Raw genomic sequence first — 16,343 nt, 5'->3', positions numbered from 1 at the left:
AGCTGACACTAGTTGCGGTCAGTGTTTGCCATGGACAGCACGTTGAGGCGCTTGTCCAGCTCTTCCTCGGTGAGCTTCTCGCCGTCCACAAAGCCAAGATCGATCGTGGCCTGGCGGATGGTGATGCCCTCCTTAACTGCGTGCTTAGCAATCTTCGCAGCGTTTTCGTAACCAATCGCGGAGTTCAGCGGAGTCACGATAGACGGGGAAGACTCAGCCAGGGTGCGCATGCGCTCCTCGTTCGGCTCAATGCCGTCCACAAGTTTGGTAGCAAACTGACGTGCCGTGTTTGCCAGCAGGCGGGAAGACTCCAGCACGTTGCGAGCCATCATCGGGATGAACACATTGAGCTCAAACTGGCCCTGGGTGCCGCCGAAGGCGACAGCAGCGTCGTTACCAATGACCTGTGCGGAAACCTGGGTTGCGGTCTCACACAGCACCGGGTTGACCTTGCCCGGCATGATGGAGGAGCCTGGCTGCAGATCCGGCAGGTGGATCTCGGCGAAACCAGCCAGCGGGCCGGAGCCCATCAGGCGGATGTCGTTGGCGATCTTGTAGAAGGAGACCGCCACGGAACGCATCGCGCCGGAGAACTCCACCAGCGCGTCACGGTTGGCCTGCGCCTCGAAGTGGTTCTTCGCCTCAGAGAGCTGCTCGACCCCGGTGAGCTTCACAAGCTCCTCAGTAACCTTGCCGCCGAACTCAGCCGGAGTGTTGATGCCGGTGCCCACAGCGGTGCCGCCGATAGCCAGCTCACCCAGGCGGTGCAGGGTCGCCTCAACACGCTCGATGCCCAGCTCGATCTGGCGTGCATAGCCAGAGAACTCCTGACCCAAGGTGACCGGGGTGGCATCCATCAAGTGGGTGCGGCCCGACTTCACAACCTCGTGCCACTCCTTGGCCTTCTTATCCAGGGACTCGTGCAGCATCTTCAGGCCCGGGATGAGGTCATTGACCGCCGTTTCGGTAGCAGCCACGTGGGTTGCGGTTGGGAAGGTGTCGTTCGAAGACTGGCCCATGTTCACGTGGTCATTCGGGTGTACCTCAACGCCATTGGCCTTTGCAATAGAGGCGATAACCTCGTTGGTGTTCATGTTGGAGGAGGTACCGGAGCCGGTCTGGAACACGTCGATCGGGAACTGGTCGTCGTGCTTGCCGTCCGCAATCTCCTTCGCGGCAGCGATAATTGCGTCAGCCTTCTCAGCATCCAGGTTGCCCAGGTCCTTGTTCACCTGAGCACATGCAGCCTTCAAAAGGCCAAGCGCACGAATCTGCTGAGCCTCAAGGCCGCGGCCGGAGATAGGGAAGTTCTCCACAGCACGCTGGGTCTGTGCGCGCCAGAGAGCATCGACGGGCACCTTGACCTCGCCCATCGTGTCATGTTCGATGCGGTATTCCTGATCAGCCATGATTGTCCTTTACTTCTTTCCCATGCACGCCGTGCACGTGCACTAGCGTTATCGTGCACTCGTGCCTGTCCACTGATCGATTATGCCCCAGATAACAAAAATGAGGAGGGACAATGCCAGATTTGCGCACACAAAACGCCCCCGCATTGAGGGGTGTACTTGTGGCGTTGGCAGCCATGGCGTCTATGTACGCCCTTTTGATCGGACAAGGGCTGCTTCTGGCGCGTTTGGGGGTGTCACGTTCGACGGCCACAGCGCTGATCCCAGTCATCCTTGTGATAGCCATGGCTGTGCCCATGTTTGTGCTGTTTCGCTACATGCGGGGTGCTGGGCTTGGGCTTGGTTTTACAAAACTGGGGCGCCGGGGTTGGCACCTGCTGTGGCAGACGCCGGCGGTGGTTGTTGCCGCGGCGACTTTGAGCGCAATCGTTGGCACGCTTATAGGGCTTGCCCCCGATAAAGAATCGGCAACGGGCGTGCTGGCTTCGGATGCGAAACAGGCCGCCCCCGTCCTGCTTCTCTTGATCGCATACCTACTGGTAGGGCCGTTGATTGAGGAGGTTGTGTTCCGTCGCGTACTCATGGGCTACTTTGACACCCGAATGTCGGCGGTGGTGAGCGTCCTGCTCACCTCCGCCATTTTCGGCGCCGTACACATTGCGCCAGTAGTAATCCTCTACACTTTTTTCCTGGGCATCGGACTAGCGCTGGTGGCGCGGTTCCACGGCAACATCACCGCCAGCTTCATTGTGCACGCGGCTAACAACTTGCTGGCCAGCGCGGCAACGTTCGCAGCGTTTATAGCGCTGCTGTAAGTGAGGCTTACTGCTTCGGCCTACTGCTTCGGCTCGGAGTAGTCCACCACGGAGTACTCCTGCAGCTTGGCCAGCTGGTGCAGGGACTCGACGTAGCGCACGGTGCCGGACTTGGAACGCATGACCAGCGAGCGCGTAGTCGCACCGTTCTTGCGGTAGGACACGCCGCGGAGCATGTCGCCGTTGGTCACGCCGGTTGCTGCAAAGTAGCAGTTGTCGGAAGTAACCAGGTCGTTGATGCCCAGCACGCGATCCAGGTCGTGGCCAGCGGCTAGGACGCGCTCGCGCTCTTCGTCGGACTGCGGAGCGAGCATGCCCTGGATCTCACCGCCCAGGCACTTCAGCGCACATGCGGTGATGACGCCCTCAGGGGTGCCACCGATACCCATTGCCATATCGATGGAGTTGGTGTCTTGTGCGGCAGCGATGGCGCCAGCCACGTCGCCGTCCATGATGTAGCGAACCTTGGCGCCGGCCGCGCGGATATCACGCACAAGCTGATCGTGGCGCGGGCGATCCAAAACAACCACCGTCACCTCATGTGGGCGGACGCCCTTGGCCTTCGCAACCACCTCAATGTTGTGACTGACCGGGGCAGTGATGTCGATCTTGCCGGCAGCTTCCGGGCCGACGGCGATCTTGCTCATGTAGAACGCGTCCTGCGGGTTGAACATGGAGCCACGGTCGGCAGCGGCGATCACAGAGATGGCGTTCGGGCGGCCCTCTGCCATCAGGCGAGTGCCGTCAACCGGGTCCACGGCCAGGTCAACCGATGCGCCCAGGCCGTTGCCAACCTGCTCGCCGTTGTACAGCATTGGGGCTTCGTCCTTCTCGCCCTCGCCAATAACAATGACGCCGTCCATGTTTACGGAGTTGATCATCTTGCGCATCGCGTCCACTGCGGCGCCGTCGCCTTCGTTCTTCTTGCCGCGTCCCACCCAGCGGCCGGAAGCCAAAGCGGCTGCCTCCGTCACGCGAACCAGTTCCATTGCAAGGTTGCGGTCCGGGAAGTATTCGTTGGGTGATTCAGTCATCGAGGCCAGCCTCCTCAAGGCGATAAAGCAAAGACAAAATAATGGGCTCTTCCATTCTGTCACTAAATGCTTCATGGAGCCTGAGCTTTCACACCCTAAAAAGGGGATTCGAGGCCAAAGCGGGAACGTGCCATACTGTTGCGCGTGGCCAACAAAGGAAAACCCCGCGTCTTTCAAGACGGCCGGGACATGCTCATCAACGTCGTTGTCATCGTCGTCCTCATGCTCGTGGGGGTGGGCGCGACAGGATTGTGCACCTACAATCCGGGCACGCCGAAAAACGGTCCGGTGCAGGAAGTTGATGCTGAAACGTTCCTTGGCATGGAGGCTCGCGCCACGAACTTCCCGGTTCGTTTTCCGCACGCTCCGGAAGGCTGGGTGACTAATTCCGCGCGCCGCACCATGATCGACGGCCAACCGGCGCCCGTGGTGGGCTGGGTGACCAAGGACGGCGGTTTCCTGCAGCTCACGCAGACCGGTGCCGACCTTGACACGGCCGTTGCATCAGTGGACGGCAAGCTACGCCCGGAGGAGCGCACCGAGCAGGTTGACGGGCACGAGGTGCGCATCTTGCTTAGCGACGATGCCGATACCCGCCCCATCTGGGCCCTCGACGCCGGCGACGCGCGCTTCATTCTCACCGGCGCCGGCACGGACGCCGAGTTCACCGAGCTTTTGCGCGCCGCATTGCAGGCGCAGCCGCTGCAGTAGTTATTTCTCTTCTTCCTCGCGGCTGCCGATGGCAGCCTCGACTCGCTCGGAGGCGTTGTGTAGGAGGACCTCGCAACGCTTCGCCAGTGCTTCGCCACGCTCCCAGTACTTCAGGGACTCATCCAGGCTCATCTGACCCAGCTCCAGGATTTTTACCGTTTCCACAAGCTCGGCACGTGCTTGCTCGTAGCTCAAGGTCTGCGGGTCCGGAAACGCGTTGTCACCGGCCTGGCCTGCGCCGAAAGTGTTCTCTGCCATTGTCTTTATCCTTTGCTGTCTGAGTTTTAGTGATTCAGTGTTTTGGTTGGGTTTTGTCTAGTCGGCTTGGGTGACACCCATAGCTGCTGCGGTAATGGATCCGTCGCCGACGCGGATGCGCAGCTGGGAGCCGGGAGGGGACTGCTCGATGGAGGTCACAACTTCGGGCCCGGAGCCGTCGCGCGGCAGCATTTGGACCACCGAGTAGCCACGCGCCAAGGTTGCCGAAGGCCCAAGCGCCGAGACCTGGGCCCGCAACGCAGAAACCACCGACGTTTGTTGCTGCACAAAATAGGTGATCTCCCGGCGCATCCGCTGCACATCGCGGGCGACCTCTTCCCGGCGCTGGCTGATTGCGCCCATCGGGTTTGCCAGGGCGGGACGGGAGCGCACGTTGGCCAGCCCTTGGCGCTCACGCTCCACCCAGGCGCGCAGTGCGGCAGCGCTGCGGGCACGAGCTTCTGCAACCAAGGCAAGCTCTTCTTCCATACTGGGCACGACGCGCTTTGCGGCGTCCGTAGGCGTGGCGGCGCGTAGGTCAGCGACGTTATCCAGCACCGGATTGTCCGGCTCGTGGCCGATTGCGGACACCACCGGGGTGCGTGCGGCTGCGACGGCGCGCTGCAACGCCTCCTCAGAAAACGGCAGCAAGTCTTCTACGGAGCCGCCGCCGCGGGCGATGATGATCACGTCCACCTCAGGATCCGCATCCAGGCGCTCGAGAGCCGCAATGACCTCAGGCACGGTGCGCGGGCCTTGGACTGCGGTGTTGACCACCTCGAAGCGCACCGCAGGCCAACGATCCTGCGCCACAGAAAGCACGTCGCGCTCCGCGGCGGATCCGCGGCCGGTGATCAGCCCGACCTTGTTCGGCAGGTAGGGAAGCCGCCGCTTACGCTGCGGGTCAAAGAGGCCCTCGGCCGCCAGGCGGTGGCGCAGCTGCTCGATACGCGCCAACAACTCACCCACGCCCACATGCCTAATCTCCGTGACCTTCATGGAGAAGGATCCCCGCTGCGTGAAGAAGTTGGGTTTGCCGTGGATGATGACGTGGTCGCCGTCGTTAAGCGGGGTGCTCATGCTGGTAAGCAGCCTGGTGTCAGCGATGAGCTCCACCGATGCCTCAGCCTGCGTATCGCGCAATGTGAGGTACGAATAGCTCCAGTTGGGCTTGGTTTTTACCTGGGTGAGCTGGCCTTCGACCCAAAGGTAGCCCAGGCGCTCAATCCAGCCCTTGACGCTGGTGTTGAGTTTGGAGACGCTCCACGGCGTCTCCGCTGTACTTTTCGGCGCTTGCGCCCCATGTGGCTCTGCCACGAGAAAACCTCCAATTCCGCCCCGCAGGGGCCAATCCGCTCCTTAGGCACCACAAGCGTACGCGGTAGCCCTCTATGTAATTAGACGTAGCTTGGGTAGGGTCGGTTCCATGTCGGATGAGGGAAAAAATATTCTTCTCGCTTCCCCGCGCGGATACTGCGCTGGCGTAGACCGTGCGGTGGAAACCGTTGAGAAGGCACTTGAAAAGTACGGCGCACCCGTTTACGTGCGTAAAGAGATCGTGCACAACAAGTACGTGGTGAAAACGCTTGAGGAGCGCGGCGCCGTGTTCGTGGAAGAAACCGACGAAGTGCCCGAGGGTGCCCACGTTGTGTTCTCAGCACACGGTGTGTCGCCGGAGGTTCGTGAATCCGCGCTGCAGCGCAACCTGCTGGCCATCGACGCGTCCTGCCCGCTGGTGACCAAGGTGCACAACGAGGCGAAGCGTTTCGCTCGTGACGGCTACCAGATCCTGCTGGTGGGACACGAAGGCCACGAGGAAGTGGAAGGCACCGCCGGAGAGGCTCCGGAAGTTACCCACCTCGTGGACGGGATCGAGGGCGTTGACGCGCTGCCAGACTTCCCGGAGGACCAGCCGCTGGTGTGGCTGTCTCAAACCACGCTGAGTGTGGACGAGACGCTGGAGATCGTAGAGAAGCTCAAAGCGCGCTTCCCGCACCTGGAGGACCCGCCGAGCGATGACATTTGCTACGCCACCCAGAACCGCCAGGCTGCGGTGAAGAACATCGCGCCGCGCTGTGAACTGGTAATTGTGGTGGGTTCGCAAAACTCCTCCAACTCCAAGCGCCTGGTGGAGGTTGCGCTGGAGGCAGGTGCGAAGGCGTCCTACCTGGTCGATTACGCCCACCAGATCGATGATGCGTGGCTGGAAGGCGTGACCACAGTCGGCCTGACCTCGGGCGCATCCGTACCGGAGATCCTGGTCCAAGAAGTAGTTTCCCACCTGGGTGAGCGCGGCTTTACAAACGCCGAAGAGGTCACCACCACGGTGGAGACCATCACGTTCGCGCTGCCGCGTGACCTGCGGGTGCGCAGCTAGTTCTCGCAGCTAGTTCGAATACAGGTCATCTCCCAGGCGGCGTGAGAGCCGCCTGCTGGTAGAGCCGCCAGTAGAGCCGCTGGCAGAGCGTTTTGCGGTGCGCTCCCGCTTGAGCAACTCATCCACTGACACCGTGCGCTGCTTGCCTGCGGCGCGCTCACGTGCGCGTCGGCCTTGCGTGGTGGTTTTGCGGTTGCTTGCCGCGGTCTGGATGCGCTGGCGGGTTTCTCTGCGTGCAAGCGCCTGGTTTTGGCGCCTGATCAGCTGTACTCGGCCCCACCCGAGCGCTGCAGCGAGCGCGGTTACTGTAGCAAGCCAGGGAAACAGCTGCACAAGCGGATACACCACAAGTAATTGCGCCGCGCGTGAAGACGCCCCACCTGCTGACAACTGGTCGCCAGCGCCAAAAACGCCAATTGCAGTAGCGGCAGCGGCAAAAAGCAGTGGGGCGGTGGCAACCGTTAAGAAAATCCCGCGCGGGTTCACCAGCAACGTGGTGGCGATGAGTGAGAGTGCGAAAAATAACCCGCATGGCCAAAGGGCGCCGCCTGAGAACGTGGACACAGCCACCGCCGTCAGCAGCGCGGCAAAGTTGATGCCGATAGCGGAGCCGGTGGGCAGGCCAACGAATTCTTTCGACGCGTAAGACACGGTTGGTAAGTCTAGCGGTTACGTTTCACGCCGAGGCGACGTAGCTTCGCACTTTGCTCACGGAGTTTTTTCAAGCTTGGGTTCAAACCCTTGTTGAATCCCGGTGGTTTCGAGGTGGGTTCGGCGGGGTCCGACACTTCATCTATGAGCGGTGTTGCTGACCAATCCCGTTCCTTGTGCCATTCTTCGCGCTCGTGAGCCGACTCTTCCTCCGCGATCTTGGCAATGGTCAGGCCTTCTGGGGTGACAAAATCCAACTCTTCTGCGGTGCGCTCACCGGAGTGGATCCGCAGCATGTCCAGCACGTAGCGGTACGCGACAGCGATCATAGCTGCGACAGGTACGGCCAGGAAGGCGCCGACGAGGCCGAAGAGGCCGCCGCCCACGGTCACCGAGATCAACACGATCACCGGGTGCAGATCCATGGCGCGCGACTGCAGCATGGGGGAGAGGATGTTGCCCTCAAGCTGTTGCACCACGATGACAATCGCCAGCACGATCAATGCCTTGGTGAACCCGAGGGAAACCAACGCCACCAGCACAGCAAGGGTGCCAGCCACCACCGCGCCCACGATTGGGATGAAGCCCGCGACAAACGTGATCACGGACAAGGTGAACGCCATTGGCACTTGCAGAAGGGCGATGCCGAGGCCGATAAACGTGGCGTCGATAAGAGAAACGATCGCTTGGGCACGAATGAAACCTGAAAGGGTGATCCAAGCTCGGGTGAGGAGCTCCGTGGCGTGCAGGCCGCTGCGGCCGCCGGTGGCGGAGCGGAGCCAGGGAAGGAAACGGTGGCCGTCTTTCAGGAAGAAGAAGGTCAACACGATGATCACCATGAGCGTGACCGCCAGGCCGGCCGCCGAGCTGATACCGGAGAACACGCCGCCCGCGATCGCACCCGCCTGGTTTTGTACCCAGTGGGCGATGTCGTTGGCGGCTTCGTTGATCTTCTCCGGGTCAATGTTGAGAGGCGGGCCCTGCAGCCACAGCTGGAGGCGCTGCACGCCCTCAAACGCTTGGAGATACAGCACCCGAGAGTGGTTGACTATATCTGGGGCGATGAGGCTAAAAATGGCGCCAAGCAGGCCAATGAAACCCAGCATGGTCAGGATGGCTGCCAGGCCAGCGGGCACCTTATGGCGCCGCAGCCACGTAGCAATCGGTGCCAGCACGGTGCAGATGATCAGCGCCAAAATCACTGGCAGTATGCCGGCCCAGAACGTGCCGATCATCTTGCCCAGGGCAAACAGGAACACCGCGATGACAATCAGCCGAATGGTGAGCATGGCGGTGTTTTTTAGCCATTTGTTCATCACCACGCCGCGGTCAACACGGTTGTTAGTGTTGGTTTCCGCGGTCTCGCCGGTGGTGTTCGTGGTGTCGGTGGTCGTGCTCACGATGCCTATTGTGCCCGATGGGGCTTCTGGGTGTTGCGGGTGGGAGTGGGCTAGGATAGCGCAGCGTGAGCCTTACTCTTGGAATTGTCGGTTTGCCCAACGTTGGCAAGTCCACACTGTTTAATGCACTGACTCGTAACGACGTCTTGGCGGCGAACTACCCCTTCGCCACGATCGAGCCGAACGTGGGCTTGGTTGAGCTGCCGGACCCGCGTCTGAAGCGCTTGGCCGAGATCTTCAAGTCTGAGCGCATTTTGCCTGCGACGGTGTCTTTCGTTGACATCGCCGGCATTGTTAAGGGCGCGTCTGAGGGCGAAGGCATGGGCAACGCGTTTTTGGCCAACATCCGTGAGGCCGACGCGATCTGCCAGGTGGTGCGCGCGTTTAGCGACGAGAACGTTATCCACGTTGACGGCAACGTCGACCCCGCAAGCGACATCTCCGTGATCAACACCGAGCTGATCCTGGCGGACCTGCAGACCATTGAGAAAGCCCTGCCGCGCCTGGAAAAGGAAGCGCGTAAGGACAAAGACGTTGCAGCGCAGGTGGAGGAAGCCAAGAAGGCGCAGGCCATTCTTGAGGACGATCGCACGCTCTTCGCCGCTGCCAAGAGCGGGGAAGTAGACCTTGGTCTTCTACACCACCTGCACCTGATGACGGCCAAACCCTTCCTCTACGTGTTCAACTCCGATGAGGCGGTGCTCACGGATGAGGACCGCAAGCAGGAGCTGCGCGACCTGGTCGCACCCGCCGAGGCTGTGTTCCTGGACGCGCAGACGGAGACAGAGCTTCTCGAGCTTGACGACGAAGATGCCGCCGAACTGCTTGCCGCCGTCGGCCAAGACGAGCCAGGTTTGCAGACGCTGGCCAAGGCCGGCTTTGACACCCTTGGCCTGCAGACCTACCTGACGGCGGGCCCGAAGGAGGCGCGCGCATGGACCATCCGCAAGGGTGACACCGCGCCGAAGGCTGCAGGCGTAATCCACACCGACTTTGAGAAGGGCTTCATCAAGGCCGAGATCGTCGGCTTTGAAGACCTGGATGAGTTGGGCTCTATGGCCGAGGCCCGTGCCGCCGGCAAGGTCCGCCAGGAGGGCAAGGACTACGTCATGGTCGACGGCGACGTGGTGGAGTTTCGTTTCAATGTAACCTAAATGCGCTATGAATAGCGTATGACTACACGTGCTGCTATTTACCTCCGTATCTCGTTAGATGCTGCCATGGACGGCCTCGCCATCGACCGGCAGCGTCAGGACTGCGAAGCCCTCGCCGAGCAACGCGGCTGGGACGTCGTGCATACCTACGTCGATCAATCGATCTCCGCGTCGAAGAAGGACGTGGACCGTCCCGACTACGACGCGATGGTGGCGTCCTTTGAGCGCGGCGAGATCGACGGATTCTGGGACGCTAAGGCGCGTTCTTATTTCACCGTGAATCGGTGCCATACTTCGACTGTGATCGTCAACGACAGAACGCAACGAAGCATCGACACCCGCGGCGGCCAGAAGTCGATCGCCGAGCTTTGGGCAACGAATTTGCCGGGCACTAAGGACAGCTACTACTACGACTTCTGCTAGAACTCATGCGTATTCGACCCCTAGTACTTGGGCTTTTGAGCCTACTTCTTGCTGCAGTCATCGCGACTACTGGGTGGCTGCTGACAGCCCTGGTTGACTCCACCAAGCCCTTGTCCTTAGGGGTCGAATCAACCTTTAGTCTTGACTACGTCGAGCCTAAGACTTCACTCGCGGAGGAACTTGAGTCAGACTACGCACCGACGGTAATCCGTAACTCACTGGTTTCATTGGCCGAGCAGAACGGCTACTCCATCTACCGGCTGACTGGCACCGATGACGCAAGCGGGACTTCCCACGAGGTTTTCATCCCGCTGGAGGAAAATTATCCAGCACCGGAACGCATTCCCCGGCTCAACCGGCCGGATGCCTTGAGCCAAGCGGCCAGTGAGCTTGGGTCGCTGGATTACCACGGTGACTACGTCTTGGTTCCCAAAGCAACGGGTGGCAATGCGAACCACTTCTACGAATCGGCCAGGAATGACGGGCTCAGGCTAAGCGAAAAGACGCAGTTCCTTCACCTCATCCAATCGGTCGTATTCCGCCTGCCCGCGTTGGTGGCGATCCTGTTTCTATTTGTCGTTTCCCTTTTTGCCCTGGTATTTGTTCTTCGGGTTTCCGGTCTTAGATTGGCAGCGCTGCGCACAATAAATGGAGGGCACCGCAGTCAAAAAGGCAATTGGCGGCAATGGACCTTTGTCATCCTCCCGCACCTAGTTCTCATTGGCCTTGCGAGTACATTCCTCGCCCGCCAAGGGAGCTATTCTTTTGCCCTCCTGTTCCTCAGGTTCTACGCCGCCGGGATAGGCTTGGCCCTGGCTACCACCGGTTTGGCCGTAGCCGTCACCGCCCCATTGTTGCGCCGCGCAGTAGCGCTGCTGGGGCAGCGTGCCCCCGCAGAGAAGGCGGCGGGAAAAGCGCTGAAAGTAATTTCGGTCTTTACCTGCGTGACCTTTGTAGCAGCGGGTCTTAGCTCAGCGGCTGCGCTCCGCTCCTACCAGCAGGAATCCGAGGCCCAGCAGACCTGGAAATCTCTCGCGGAGTTTGGAGCCTTGCATTTTTCAGCCAACTTCGACGGCCCTGCTGGCCGCGTGGAAGGAGGCGAGCTCTTGCCGCCCAGTCTGCAGCAGAACTTCCGCGACTTCGCGCTCAGCTGGGAACGGGAGCACGGGGCTGTCCTCAGCCATACTTTGCCGAAAGAAGGTACCGGTGTGCCGGACTCCTGCCCCGTGGCACTTGCCAACCGCCAATGGCACGATCTGCAGGATTATCAGTTCCGTCCCGGAGACGACAACCACTCGGTCGACTATTCCGCAGCCCAAGAGCATTTCGCAGCTTCCGTGGATCTGTGGGCTCAGGAATCCGGCGACCTGCTCCTTAAATCTGCGCAAATTGGTCCGGTCAGTGCCGATCATGCGGTCGGATTCATTAGTGGAACAATGTCGGGGGAACTGGTTCCCGGCGATTGTTTTTACGTGCTTGAAACGGACGATCTATCCGGCTTCGACGCAGACTTCCTAAGCTCCACAGCTTCGAGTGAAAATTTGCTCTTCGCGGATTTCTCGGAACTGGGTCCAGAACTTACCGCTGCCGGCCTCGAAGGCTACGTCTACCCGGTACGCGCCGCCGATCGCGGTCTGGCCGAACTAGTAGCCAGCACGGCGCTGTTCTGGCTGAGTATCCTGAGCGCCCTCGGAGCTTTGCTCGCCACGCTTGCGGCCTTGATAGTCCAGGCGCGCATCCAGCTCCGAGTTCACCGTCGCCTCCTGGTACTCCTCCACAGCGCTGGGCAATCACCGGACAAAACGATGTGGCGACTATTCAAAAGCCAACTGGTCAGCCTGACAGTTGTCGTCATATTGTCCGTCCTGGCTCCGCTACTGCTTCCCAACCCGTTCCTCTACACCTTCACCGCGCTAAGCTGCCTTGTCTTAATCGTCTACCTCGGTTTTGTCCGTCTCAGTATTTCTCAGCACATGTCCGCCTCCCCTAGGAGTCACAATGTCATTGGCTAGCCCCAATCAGTCCCCCACTCTGCCGCCGGAGATTTCCACCTCTCATCTCTGTCTCGCCGCGGAGTCGACTTTTTCTGTGGGGCGCAGCACGCGGATGGTGAAGAAGTCCCTCGTGGAAAATGCAACGTTTTCCCTACCCGGGCCAGGCTTTGTCGCCATCTGTGGAGCCAGCGGTTCCGGAAAGACTTTGCTGCTCAACACCTTGGCCGGGCTCCTGCCGCCGGCGGACGGCCTCCTCCGGATAGACGGTGAGAATGCCTCCGCGTGGAGGATGAAGCGGAGGCGGAGGTTCTGGCGAGAACGCGCAGCGATAATCCACCAAGACCACGGAATCATTCCCGAACTAAGCTGCGAAGATAACCTCACCCTCGGGCTATCCAGGAAGCAATACTCCAAAGAAGAATTGCTGCACTCCCTCGGCGAAGTCGGTCTTGATGTCCCCTTCGACGGGCCGGCAGCTATTCTCAGCGGAGGCGAGCAGCAGCGGCTGGCGATCGCCCGAGCCCTGCTCCGCGGCGCGGCTTATGTGTTCGCTGACGAGCCGACCGCCTCCCTCGACCCCACTAACCGCGACCAAGTTATCGCGCTCCTGCGGCGAGCTGCGGACGGGGGCGCACTCGTTCTGGCCGCCACGCACGATGCCGCAGTTATTGCTGCCGCTGACAGCACCTTGCGCATCAATGATCGCCAGGTCACAGTCTCCGGCTCTGCGCGGGATTAAATCGCGATGCCCGCGGCCTTGGCCACCTTCCGGTACCCGGCCGCATGGTCCGCGACGCTGGCGTGGGCGTTGAGTCCGCTGGGGTTGTCGAGCACGGGCCTGACCCCCGGAAAGTAGACACGTCGGGGGTTAGCTATGCTGCTTGGGTCAGCGTAGCTGATGTGAGTGCTTCGAAGTCATTGGGGGCTAGAAAGTTGCACCAGGAGTGCTGTCTGCGGGTGTTGTAGCGCATGCACCACCGGAAGACTTCTTGGCGACTGATGTCGAAGTGGTCGGGTTTTAAGTTCAATGTTAGCTAAGGGCTTTATTAAAAGCGTTTGGCAACACGCGCTCCTATTTACCTTCGTATCTCGCGAGACGCTGACGTGGATGGCCTCACCATCGACCGGCAGCGTCAGGACTGTGAAGCCATTGCAAAGCAGCGTGGCTTGGACGTTGGACATAGGACATAACTACGTCGATCAGTCCATTTCCGCGTCAAAGAAGAATGTGGCTCGCCCCGACTACGACGCCATGGTGGCATCCTTTGAACGCGGCGAAATCGACGCGATCATCTGCTGGGACCTCGAACTACCCGCCCCACGTCGGTGGGTAGTCCGATCAGTCGGACAAAACTACTCCCGCACCACAGCGTAATAAGGGGTGCACCTTAAAAACATCCGGAGGTGGGGGTAACTCCCCCTCGTTGCCCAGAGACAAAATACGCCAGTGGCGTCTGTACGACGAGCCGAAGGTAGGACAAATTCCAATCCAGAGAGGTCTTGCACTGTTGCGGTGCGGTTGTCTTCTTTCTCACCGTATTGGACCCTGCGAAATTAATTGGATACGATAGGCCCATGTTGATTTCAGGTTCCGTTTTCATGCGGCCGCTCACCAGCCGCTAAGGCGGTTTTCTCCCTCCCGCAGGTTAGAAACCGCTCCGGTCCTTTAGCCGGGCGGCCATTTGCCATGCCCGGCTCCGTTTCAACTCCACGGAGCACACCTGATGTCTACATACGGATACGGCCGTCACGAACATGGCCAAAATTTTCTCACAGACCACAAGATCATCAACTCCATCGTCGATCTTGTAAAACAAACCTCCGGCCCCATCATTGAGATCGGGCCAGGAAGCGGTGCCCTCACCCACCCGATATCCCACTTGGGGAGGGCAATAACGGCAGTTGAGGTAGACGCAAAACTAGCTGCCAAACTCACAAAAAAGACCGCCTCGGCGTCGGTCGAAGTGGTCCATGATGATTTCCTCAACTTCCCGTTACCCGCCACTCCCTGCGTCATTGTGGGAAACATTCCCTTTCACCTCACCACTGCCATTCTTCGAAAGTTGTTGCATGCGCCGGCATGGACTGACGCTGTACTCCTCATGCAGTGGGAAGTCGCTCGCCGCCGGGCCGGGGTAGGTGCAAGCACGATGATGACAGCTCAGTGGTCCCCATGGTTCACGTTTCACCTTGGTTCCCGAGTACCAAGGTTTGCTTTCCGGCCACAGCCAAACGTTGACGGGGGGATCTTAGTGATCCGCCGGGTGGGTGACCCGAAGATCCCGATAGAGCAACGCAAAGCCTTTCAGGCGATGGTGCACACCGTTTTCACCGCCCGGGGACGCGGGATAGGGGAAATTCTCCGAAGGGCAGGGTTGTTTTCATCACGTTCAGAGACACAATCATGGTTGCGCTCGCGAGGAATCGACCCCGCAACCCTACCTCCCAGATTGCACACCAGCGACTGGATCGATCTCTTCCAGGTGACTGGTTCCTCTTCACCGCGCCATCGGCCCATTTCACAATCGGGAAGTAGTCAACGCCCTCCTCAACGGAAAAATCGAGGCCGGCGGCGGTAATCCCCCCACCACCAAAACCGAAATCCACCAGTAGTAGTGAACGACCCATGTTCGTCTACCGTGAGCCGCGTTATGGCAGTGACGTGTTCTCGTCGGGCACAGTCATAGTTCCCGGCGTTGCCAGCGACAGGGTTCTACACCCAGCAGCGGGACCGATCAAAATCACCCGCACGGGGAACGACCCTGCTGGTGGTTTCGATTTTGATGAAAGCGAGGAGACATAGCCCCTCGCCAACTCCCCGTAGCTGGCGAACAGTAGCTCCTGGCGCTGGCGCTCGTTGGTGAGTTTGCGTGCCACATCGAAAGCCTTATCGACTTCCCGGTCCAAGTTGTTGTGAGCCTTGAGCAGAATTGGGTCCATCGATAACGGGTTGTAGTGCTCCGCGAGTGACCGCTGGGGGTGCCGCTCGCGTGCCCGCAGCACCAACTGTCCAGCGTCGATGATTCGCTGCTGCGCCTTCTCATCTAGTTCACACAGAGCTGGTCCGCAGTTGTAGCTCCCGATGTACTCCGAAAAACGGAAAAAATAAATAGTGGGGATACATCAACCTTCCACTTTCCATTCTTCCGGCTCAGAGTATTGAGGGGTCTGGGACCGGGTCCGTAAACCCTTTATGTTTTTCGCGCACAGCGGTTCTTAGCGACGCACCCTATAGGTTTTCCGCAGAACCTATATGTGTTTCTGTGCACCCCCATATGTTGTCTGTTTCTAGCGGTATTTCGTTGTACTTTGCGCATCGAATAGTTATTTATCGACGACACTCCGTGGAGTTCAAATTTAACGTGTAGCGTTATTGACGCTTCGCGTTATGGGGGATAGGGTGAAGCATGATCCAGTCGTTCGCTGACAAGGACACTGAGCGTCTGTGGAATCGAGAGCGGGTTCGCTCGATCGATTCCCGCATTCACTCAGTAGCGCTGCGCAAGCTTCGCCAGCTTGGGTACGCGCAGACTCTTGATGAGTTACGGATTCCCCCGGGAAACCGGCTCGAGGCATTGAAAGGTGATCGGCGGGGTCAGTTCAGCATTCGAATCAACGACCAGTGGCGGATCTGTTTTCGGTGGTCCGCCGCGGGGCCAGAGGAGGTTGAGATCGTTGACTACCACTGACAAGCTCCCTCCGGTTCACCCCGGTGAGATCCTCATGGAGGACTTTCTCAAGGAAATGGGGATCACCCAGCACAAGCTCGCCGTCTCCATCGGCGTTCCGCCCCGCCGGATCAACGAAATTGTTCACGGAAAGCGAGCTGTAACCGCGGACACTGCTCTTCGCTTGGCTAAGTTCTTCGGAATGAGCCCCCAGTTCTGGCTCGGGTTACAGGCTCAATATGACTTGGACGTGGCGGAAGACAAGATCCTCTCGGAAATCGAGCGGATTCAACCGGTCCAAGCTGTCTCAGCGTAGCGGTTAACCGAACCAGGTCCGTCAGCGTGAGGATATGCACGCGGATGGTTCGAACTAGGGAATTTGGGGCCGCCGTCGCGTGGACTTGAGTTCCGAGCACCGCTTCTTCGCTTCGAGACGGCGCCGCACCGAG

Annotated in this window: 18 protein-coding genes and 2 pseudogenes; 11 read left to right on the top strand and 9 right to left on the bottom strand. The window is 59.8% G+C overall.

Annotated features, from left to right (window positions below):
- Positions 1-8 precede the first annotated feature (8 nt).
- On the bottom strand, positions 9-1,409 hold the full coding sequence (locus tag HMPREF3104_RS09540) for a class II fumarate hydratase (protein WP_070495418.1): 1,401 nt from the start codon (positions 1,407-1,409) through the stop codon (positions 9-11).
- A 113-nt stretch (positions 1,410-1,522) separates the two neighbouring features.
- Here HMPREF3104_RS09540 and HMPREF3104_RS09535 point away from each other — a divergent pair, with 113 nt between their 5' ends.
- Positions 1,523-2,224 (top strand): CPBP family intramembrane glutamic endopeptidase, encoded by a 702-nt coding sequence (locus tag HMPREF3104_RS09535; RefSeq protein ID WP_083279050.1) that lies wholly within the window; start codon positions 1,523-1,525, stop codon positions 2,222-2,224.
- Between the two features lie 20 nt (positions 2,225-2,244).
- Here HMPREF3104_RS09535 and glpX read toward each other — a convergent pair whose 3' ends face one another.
- Entirely contained in the window at positions 2,245-3,258 is a 1,014-nt protein-coding gene (glpX, locus tag HMPREF3104_RS09530; protein WP_070495410.1) for a class II fructose-bisphosphatase, read from the bottom strand.
- A gap of 144 nt (positions 3,259-3,402) precedes the next feature.
- Between glpX and HMPREF3104_RS09525 the strand changes: the two genes are divergently transcribed.
- Positions 3,403-3,969 carry a DUF4245 domain-containing protein gene (locus tag HMPREF3104_RS09525; protein WP_083279064.1) on the top strand — a complete coding sequence of 189 codons (567 nt, stop codon included), beginning with the start codon at positions 3,403-3,405 and terminating at the stop codon, positions 3,967-3,969.
- Here HMPREF3104_RS09525 and HMPREF3104_RS09520 read toward each other — a convergent pair whose 3' ends face one another.
- Together HMPREF3104_RS09520 and xseA are read right to left on the bottom strand one after the other, a co-directional pair.
- Complete coding sequence (locus HMPREF3104_RS09520; protein WP_052204907.1) at positions 3,970-4,227, bottom strand: exodeoxyribonuclease VII small subunit; 258 nt, start codon at positions 4,225-4,227, stop codon at positions 3,970-3,972.
- A 57-nt stretch (positions 4,228-4,284) separates the two neighbouring features.
- Positions 4,285-5,544 (bottom strand): exodeoxyribonuclease VII large subunit, encoded by a 1,260-nt coding sequence (gene xseA, locus HMPREF3104_RS09515; RefSeq protein ID WP_070495407.1) that lies wholly within the window; start codon positions 5,542-5,544, stop codon positions 4,285-4,287.
- Positions 5,545-5,653: 109 nt separating this feature from the next.
- On the opposite strand from xseA, the gene HMPREF3104_RS09510 reads away from it, so the two are divergent.
- The gene (locus tag HMPREF3104_RS09510; RefSeq protein WP_070495405.1) at positions 5,654-6,604 is read left to right on the top strand and encodes a 4-hydroxy-3-methylbut-2-enyl diphosphate reductase; all 951 of its coding nucleotides are present in this window, start codon (positions 5,654-5,656) and stop codon (positions 6,602-6,604) included.
- A gap of 9 nt (positions 6,605-6,613) precedes the next feature.
- Here the strand turns inward: HMPREF3104_RS09510 and HMPREF3104_RS09505 are convergent, their stop codons facing one another.
- Together HMPREF3104_RS09505 and HMPREF3104_RS09500 are read right to left on the bottom strand one after the other, a co-directional pair.
- Positions 6,614-7,255: a DUF6542 domain-containing protein gene (locus HMPREF3104_RS09505; protein ID WP_070495403.1), complete on the bottom strand. Its 642-nt coding sequence runs from the start codon at positions 7,253-7,255 to the stop codon at positions 6,614-6,616.
- An 11-nt stretch (positions 7,256-7,266) separates the two neighbouring features.
- Positions 7,267-8,655, bottom strand: a complete 1,389-nt coding sequence (locus tag HMPREF3104_RS09500) for an AI-2E family transporter (protein ID WP_371441054.1) — start codon at positions 8,653-8,655, stop codon at positions 7,267-7,269.
- Between the two features lie 65 nt (positions 8,656-8,720).
- Between HMPREF3104_RS09500 and ychF the strand changes: the two genes are divergently transcribed.
- From ychF to HMPREF3104_RS09480, 4 genes are all read left to right on the top strand, one after another.
- Positions 8,721-9,809, top strand: a complete 1,089-nt coding sequence (ychF, locus tag HMPREF3104_RS09495) for a redox-regulated ATPase YchF (RefSeq protein ID WP_070495401.1) — start codon at positions 8,721-8,723, stop codon at positions 9,807-9,809.
- Positions 9,810-9,875: 66 nt separating this feature from the next.
- Entirely contained in the window at positions 9,876-10,232 is a 357-nt protein-coding gene (locus HMPREF3104_RS12800; protein WP_232305794.1) for a recombinase family protein, read from the top strand.
- A gap of 227 nt (positions 10,233-10,459) precedes the next feature.
- Entirely contained in the window at positions 10,460-12,244 is a 1,785-nt protein-coding gene (locus HMPREF3104_RS09485) for a hypothetical protein (protein ID WP_231376317.1), read from the top strand.
- Positions 12,231-12,965, top strand: a complete 735-nt coding sequence (locus tag HMPREF3104_RS09480) for an ATP-binding cassette domain-containing protein (RefSeq protein ID WP_016456434.1) — start codon at positions 12,231-12,233, stop codon at positions 12,963-12,965. Before HMPREF3104_RS09485 ends, HMPREF3104_RS09480 begins: the two co-directional genes overlap by 14 nt.
- A gap of 133 nt (positions 12,966-13,098) precedes the next feature.
- Here the strand turns inward: HMPREF3104_RS09480 and HMPREF3104_RS12795 are convergent.
- Positions 13,099-13,221: pseudogene (locus tag HMPREF3104_RS12795) on the bottom strand (IS3 family transposase); the annotation flags it as partial.
- 146 nt (positions 13,222-13,367) lie between these two features.
- On the opposite strand from HMPREF3104_RS12795, the gene HMPREF3104_RS09475 reads away from it, so the two are divergent.
- Positions 13,368-13,601, top strand: a complete 234-nt coding sequence (locus HMPREF3104_RS09475; RefSeq protein WP_224784272.1) for a recombinase family protein — start codon at positions 13,368-13,370, stop codon at positions 13,599-13,601.
- Between the two features lie 349 nt (positions 13,602-13,950).
- Positions 13,951-14,805, top strand: a complete 855-nt coding sequence (gene erm / locus HMPREF3104_RS09470) for a 23S ribosomal RNA methyltransferase Erm (RefSeq protein ID WP_049172293.1) — start codon at positions 13,951-13,953, stop codon at positions 14,803-14,805.
- A 70-nt stretch (positions 14,806-14,875) separates the two neighbouring features.
- Here erm and HMPREF3104_RS12975 read toward each other — a convergent pair whose 3' ends face one another.
- Complete coding sequence (locus HMPREF3104_RS12975; protein ID WP_016423158.1) at positions 14,876-15,229, bottom strand: type IIL restriction-modification enzyme MmeI; 354 nt, start codon at positions 15,227-15,229, stop codon at positions 14,876-14,878.
- A gap of 404 nt (positions 15,230-15,633) precedes the next feature.
- Between HMPREF3104_RS12975 and HMPREF3104_RS09460 the strand changes: the two genes are divergently transcribed.
- Together HMPREF3104_RS09460 and HMPREF3104_RS09455 are read left to right on the top strand one after the other, a co-directional pair.
- On the top strand, positions 15,634-15,915 hold the full coding sequence (locus HMPREF3104_RS09460; RefSeq protein ID WP_005290974.1) for a type II toxin-antitoxin system RelE/ParE family toxin: 282 nt from the start codon (positions 15,634-15,636) through the stop codon (positions 15,913-15,915).
- Between the two features lie 34 nt (positions 15,916-15,949).
- Entirely contained in the window at positions 15,950-16,210 is a 261-nt protein-coding gene (locus tag HMPREF3104_RS09455; protein ID WP_070495680.1) for a HigA family addiction module antitoxin, read from the top strand.
- Positions 16,211-16,264: 54 nt separating this feature from the next.
- Here HMPREF3104_RS09455 and HMPREF3104_RS12790 read toward each other — a convergent pair.
- Positions 16,265-16,343, bottom strand: a pseudogene (locus HMPREF3104_RS12790) (aminoacyl-tRNA hydrolase); the annotation flags it as partial.

The sequence above is a fragment of the Corynebacterium sp. HMSC30G07 genome (assembly GCF_001806945.1).
GTDB lineage: Bacteria > Actinomycetota > Actinomycetes > Mycobacteriales > Mycobacteriaceae > Corynebacterium > Corynebacterium riegelii.
This window is presented reverse-complemented; position numbering and strand designations above follow the sequence as displayed.

Excerpts from the sequence above, each read along its gene's own strand:
- HMPREF3104_RS09540 (WP_070495418.1), bottom strand. The coding sequence starts at position 1,409 with ATGGCTGATCAGGAATACCGCATCGAACATGACACGATGGGCGAGGTC.
- HMPREF3104_RS09535 (WP_083279050.1), top strand. The coding sequence starts at position 1,523 with ATGCCAGATTTGCGCACACAAAACGCCCCCGCATTGAGGGGTGTACTT.
- glpX (WP_070495410.1), bottom strand. The coding sequence starts at position 3,258 with ATGACTGAATCACCCAACGAATACTTCCCGGACCGCAACCTTGCAATG.
- HMPREF3104_RS09520 (WP_052204907.1), bottom strand. The coding sequence starts at position 4,227 with ATGGCAGAGAACACTTTCGGCGCAGGCCAGGCCGGTGACAACGCGTTT.
- HMPREF3104_RS09510 (WP_070495405.1), top strand. The coding sequence starts at position 5,654 with ATGTCGGATGAGGGAAAAAATATTCTTCTCGCTTCCCCGCGCGGATAC.
- HMPREF3104_RS12800 (WP_232305794.1), top strand. The coding sequence starts at position 9,876 with ATGGACGGCCTCGCCATCGACCGGCAGCGTCAGGACTGCGAAGCCCTC.
- HMPREF3104_RS09480 (WP_016456434.1), top strand. The coding sequence starts at position 12,231 with ATGTCATTGGCTAGCCCCAATCAGTCCCCCACTCTGCCGCCGGAGATT.
- erm (WP_049172293.1), top strand. The coding sequence starts at position 13,951 with ATGTCTACATACGGATACGGCCGTCACGAACATGGCCAAAATTTTCTC.
- HMPREF3104_RS09460 (WP_005290974.1), top strand. The coding sequence starts at position 15,634 with ATGATCCAGTCGTTCGCTGACAAGGACACTGAGCGTCTGTGGAATCGA.
- HMPREF3104_RS09455 (WP_070495680.1), top strand. The coding sequence starts at position 15,950 with ATGGAGGACTTTCTCAAGGAAATGGGGATCACCCAGCACAAGCTCGCC.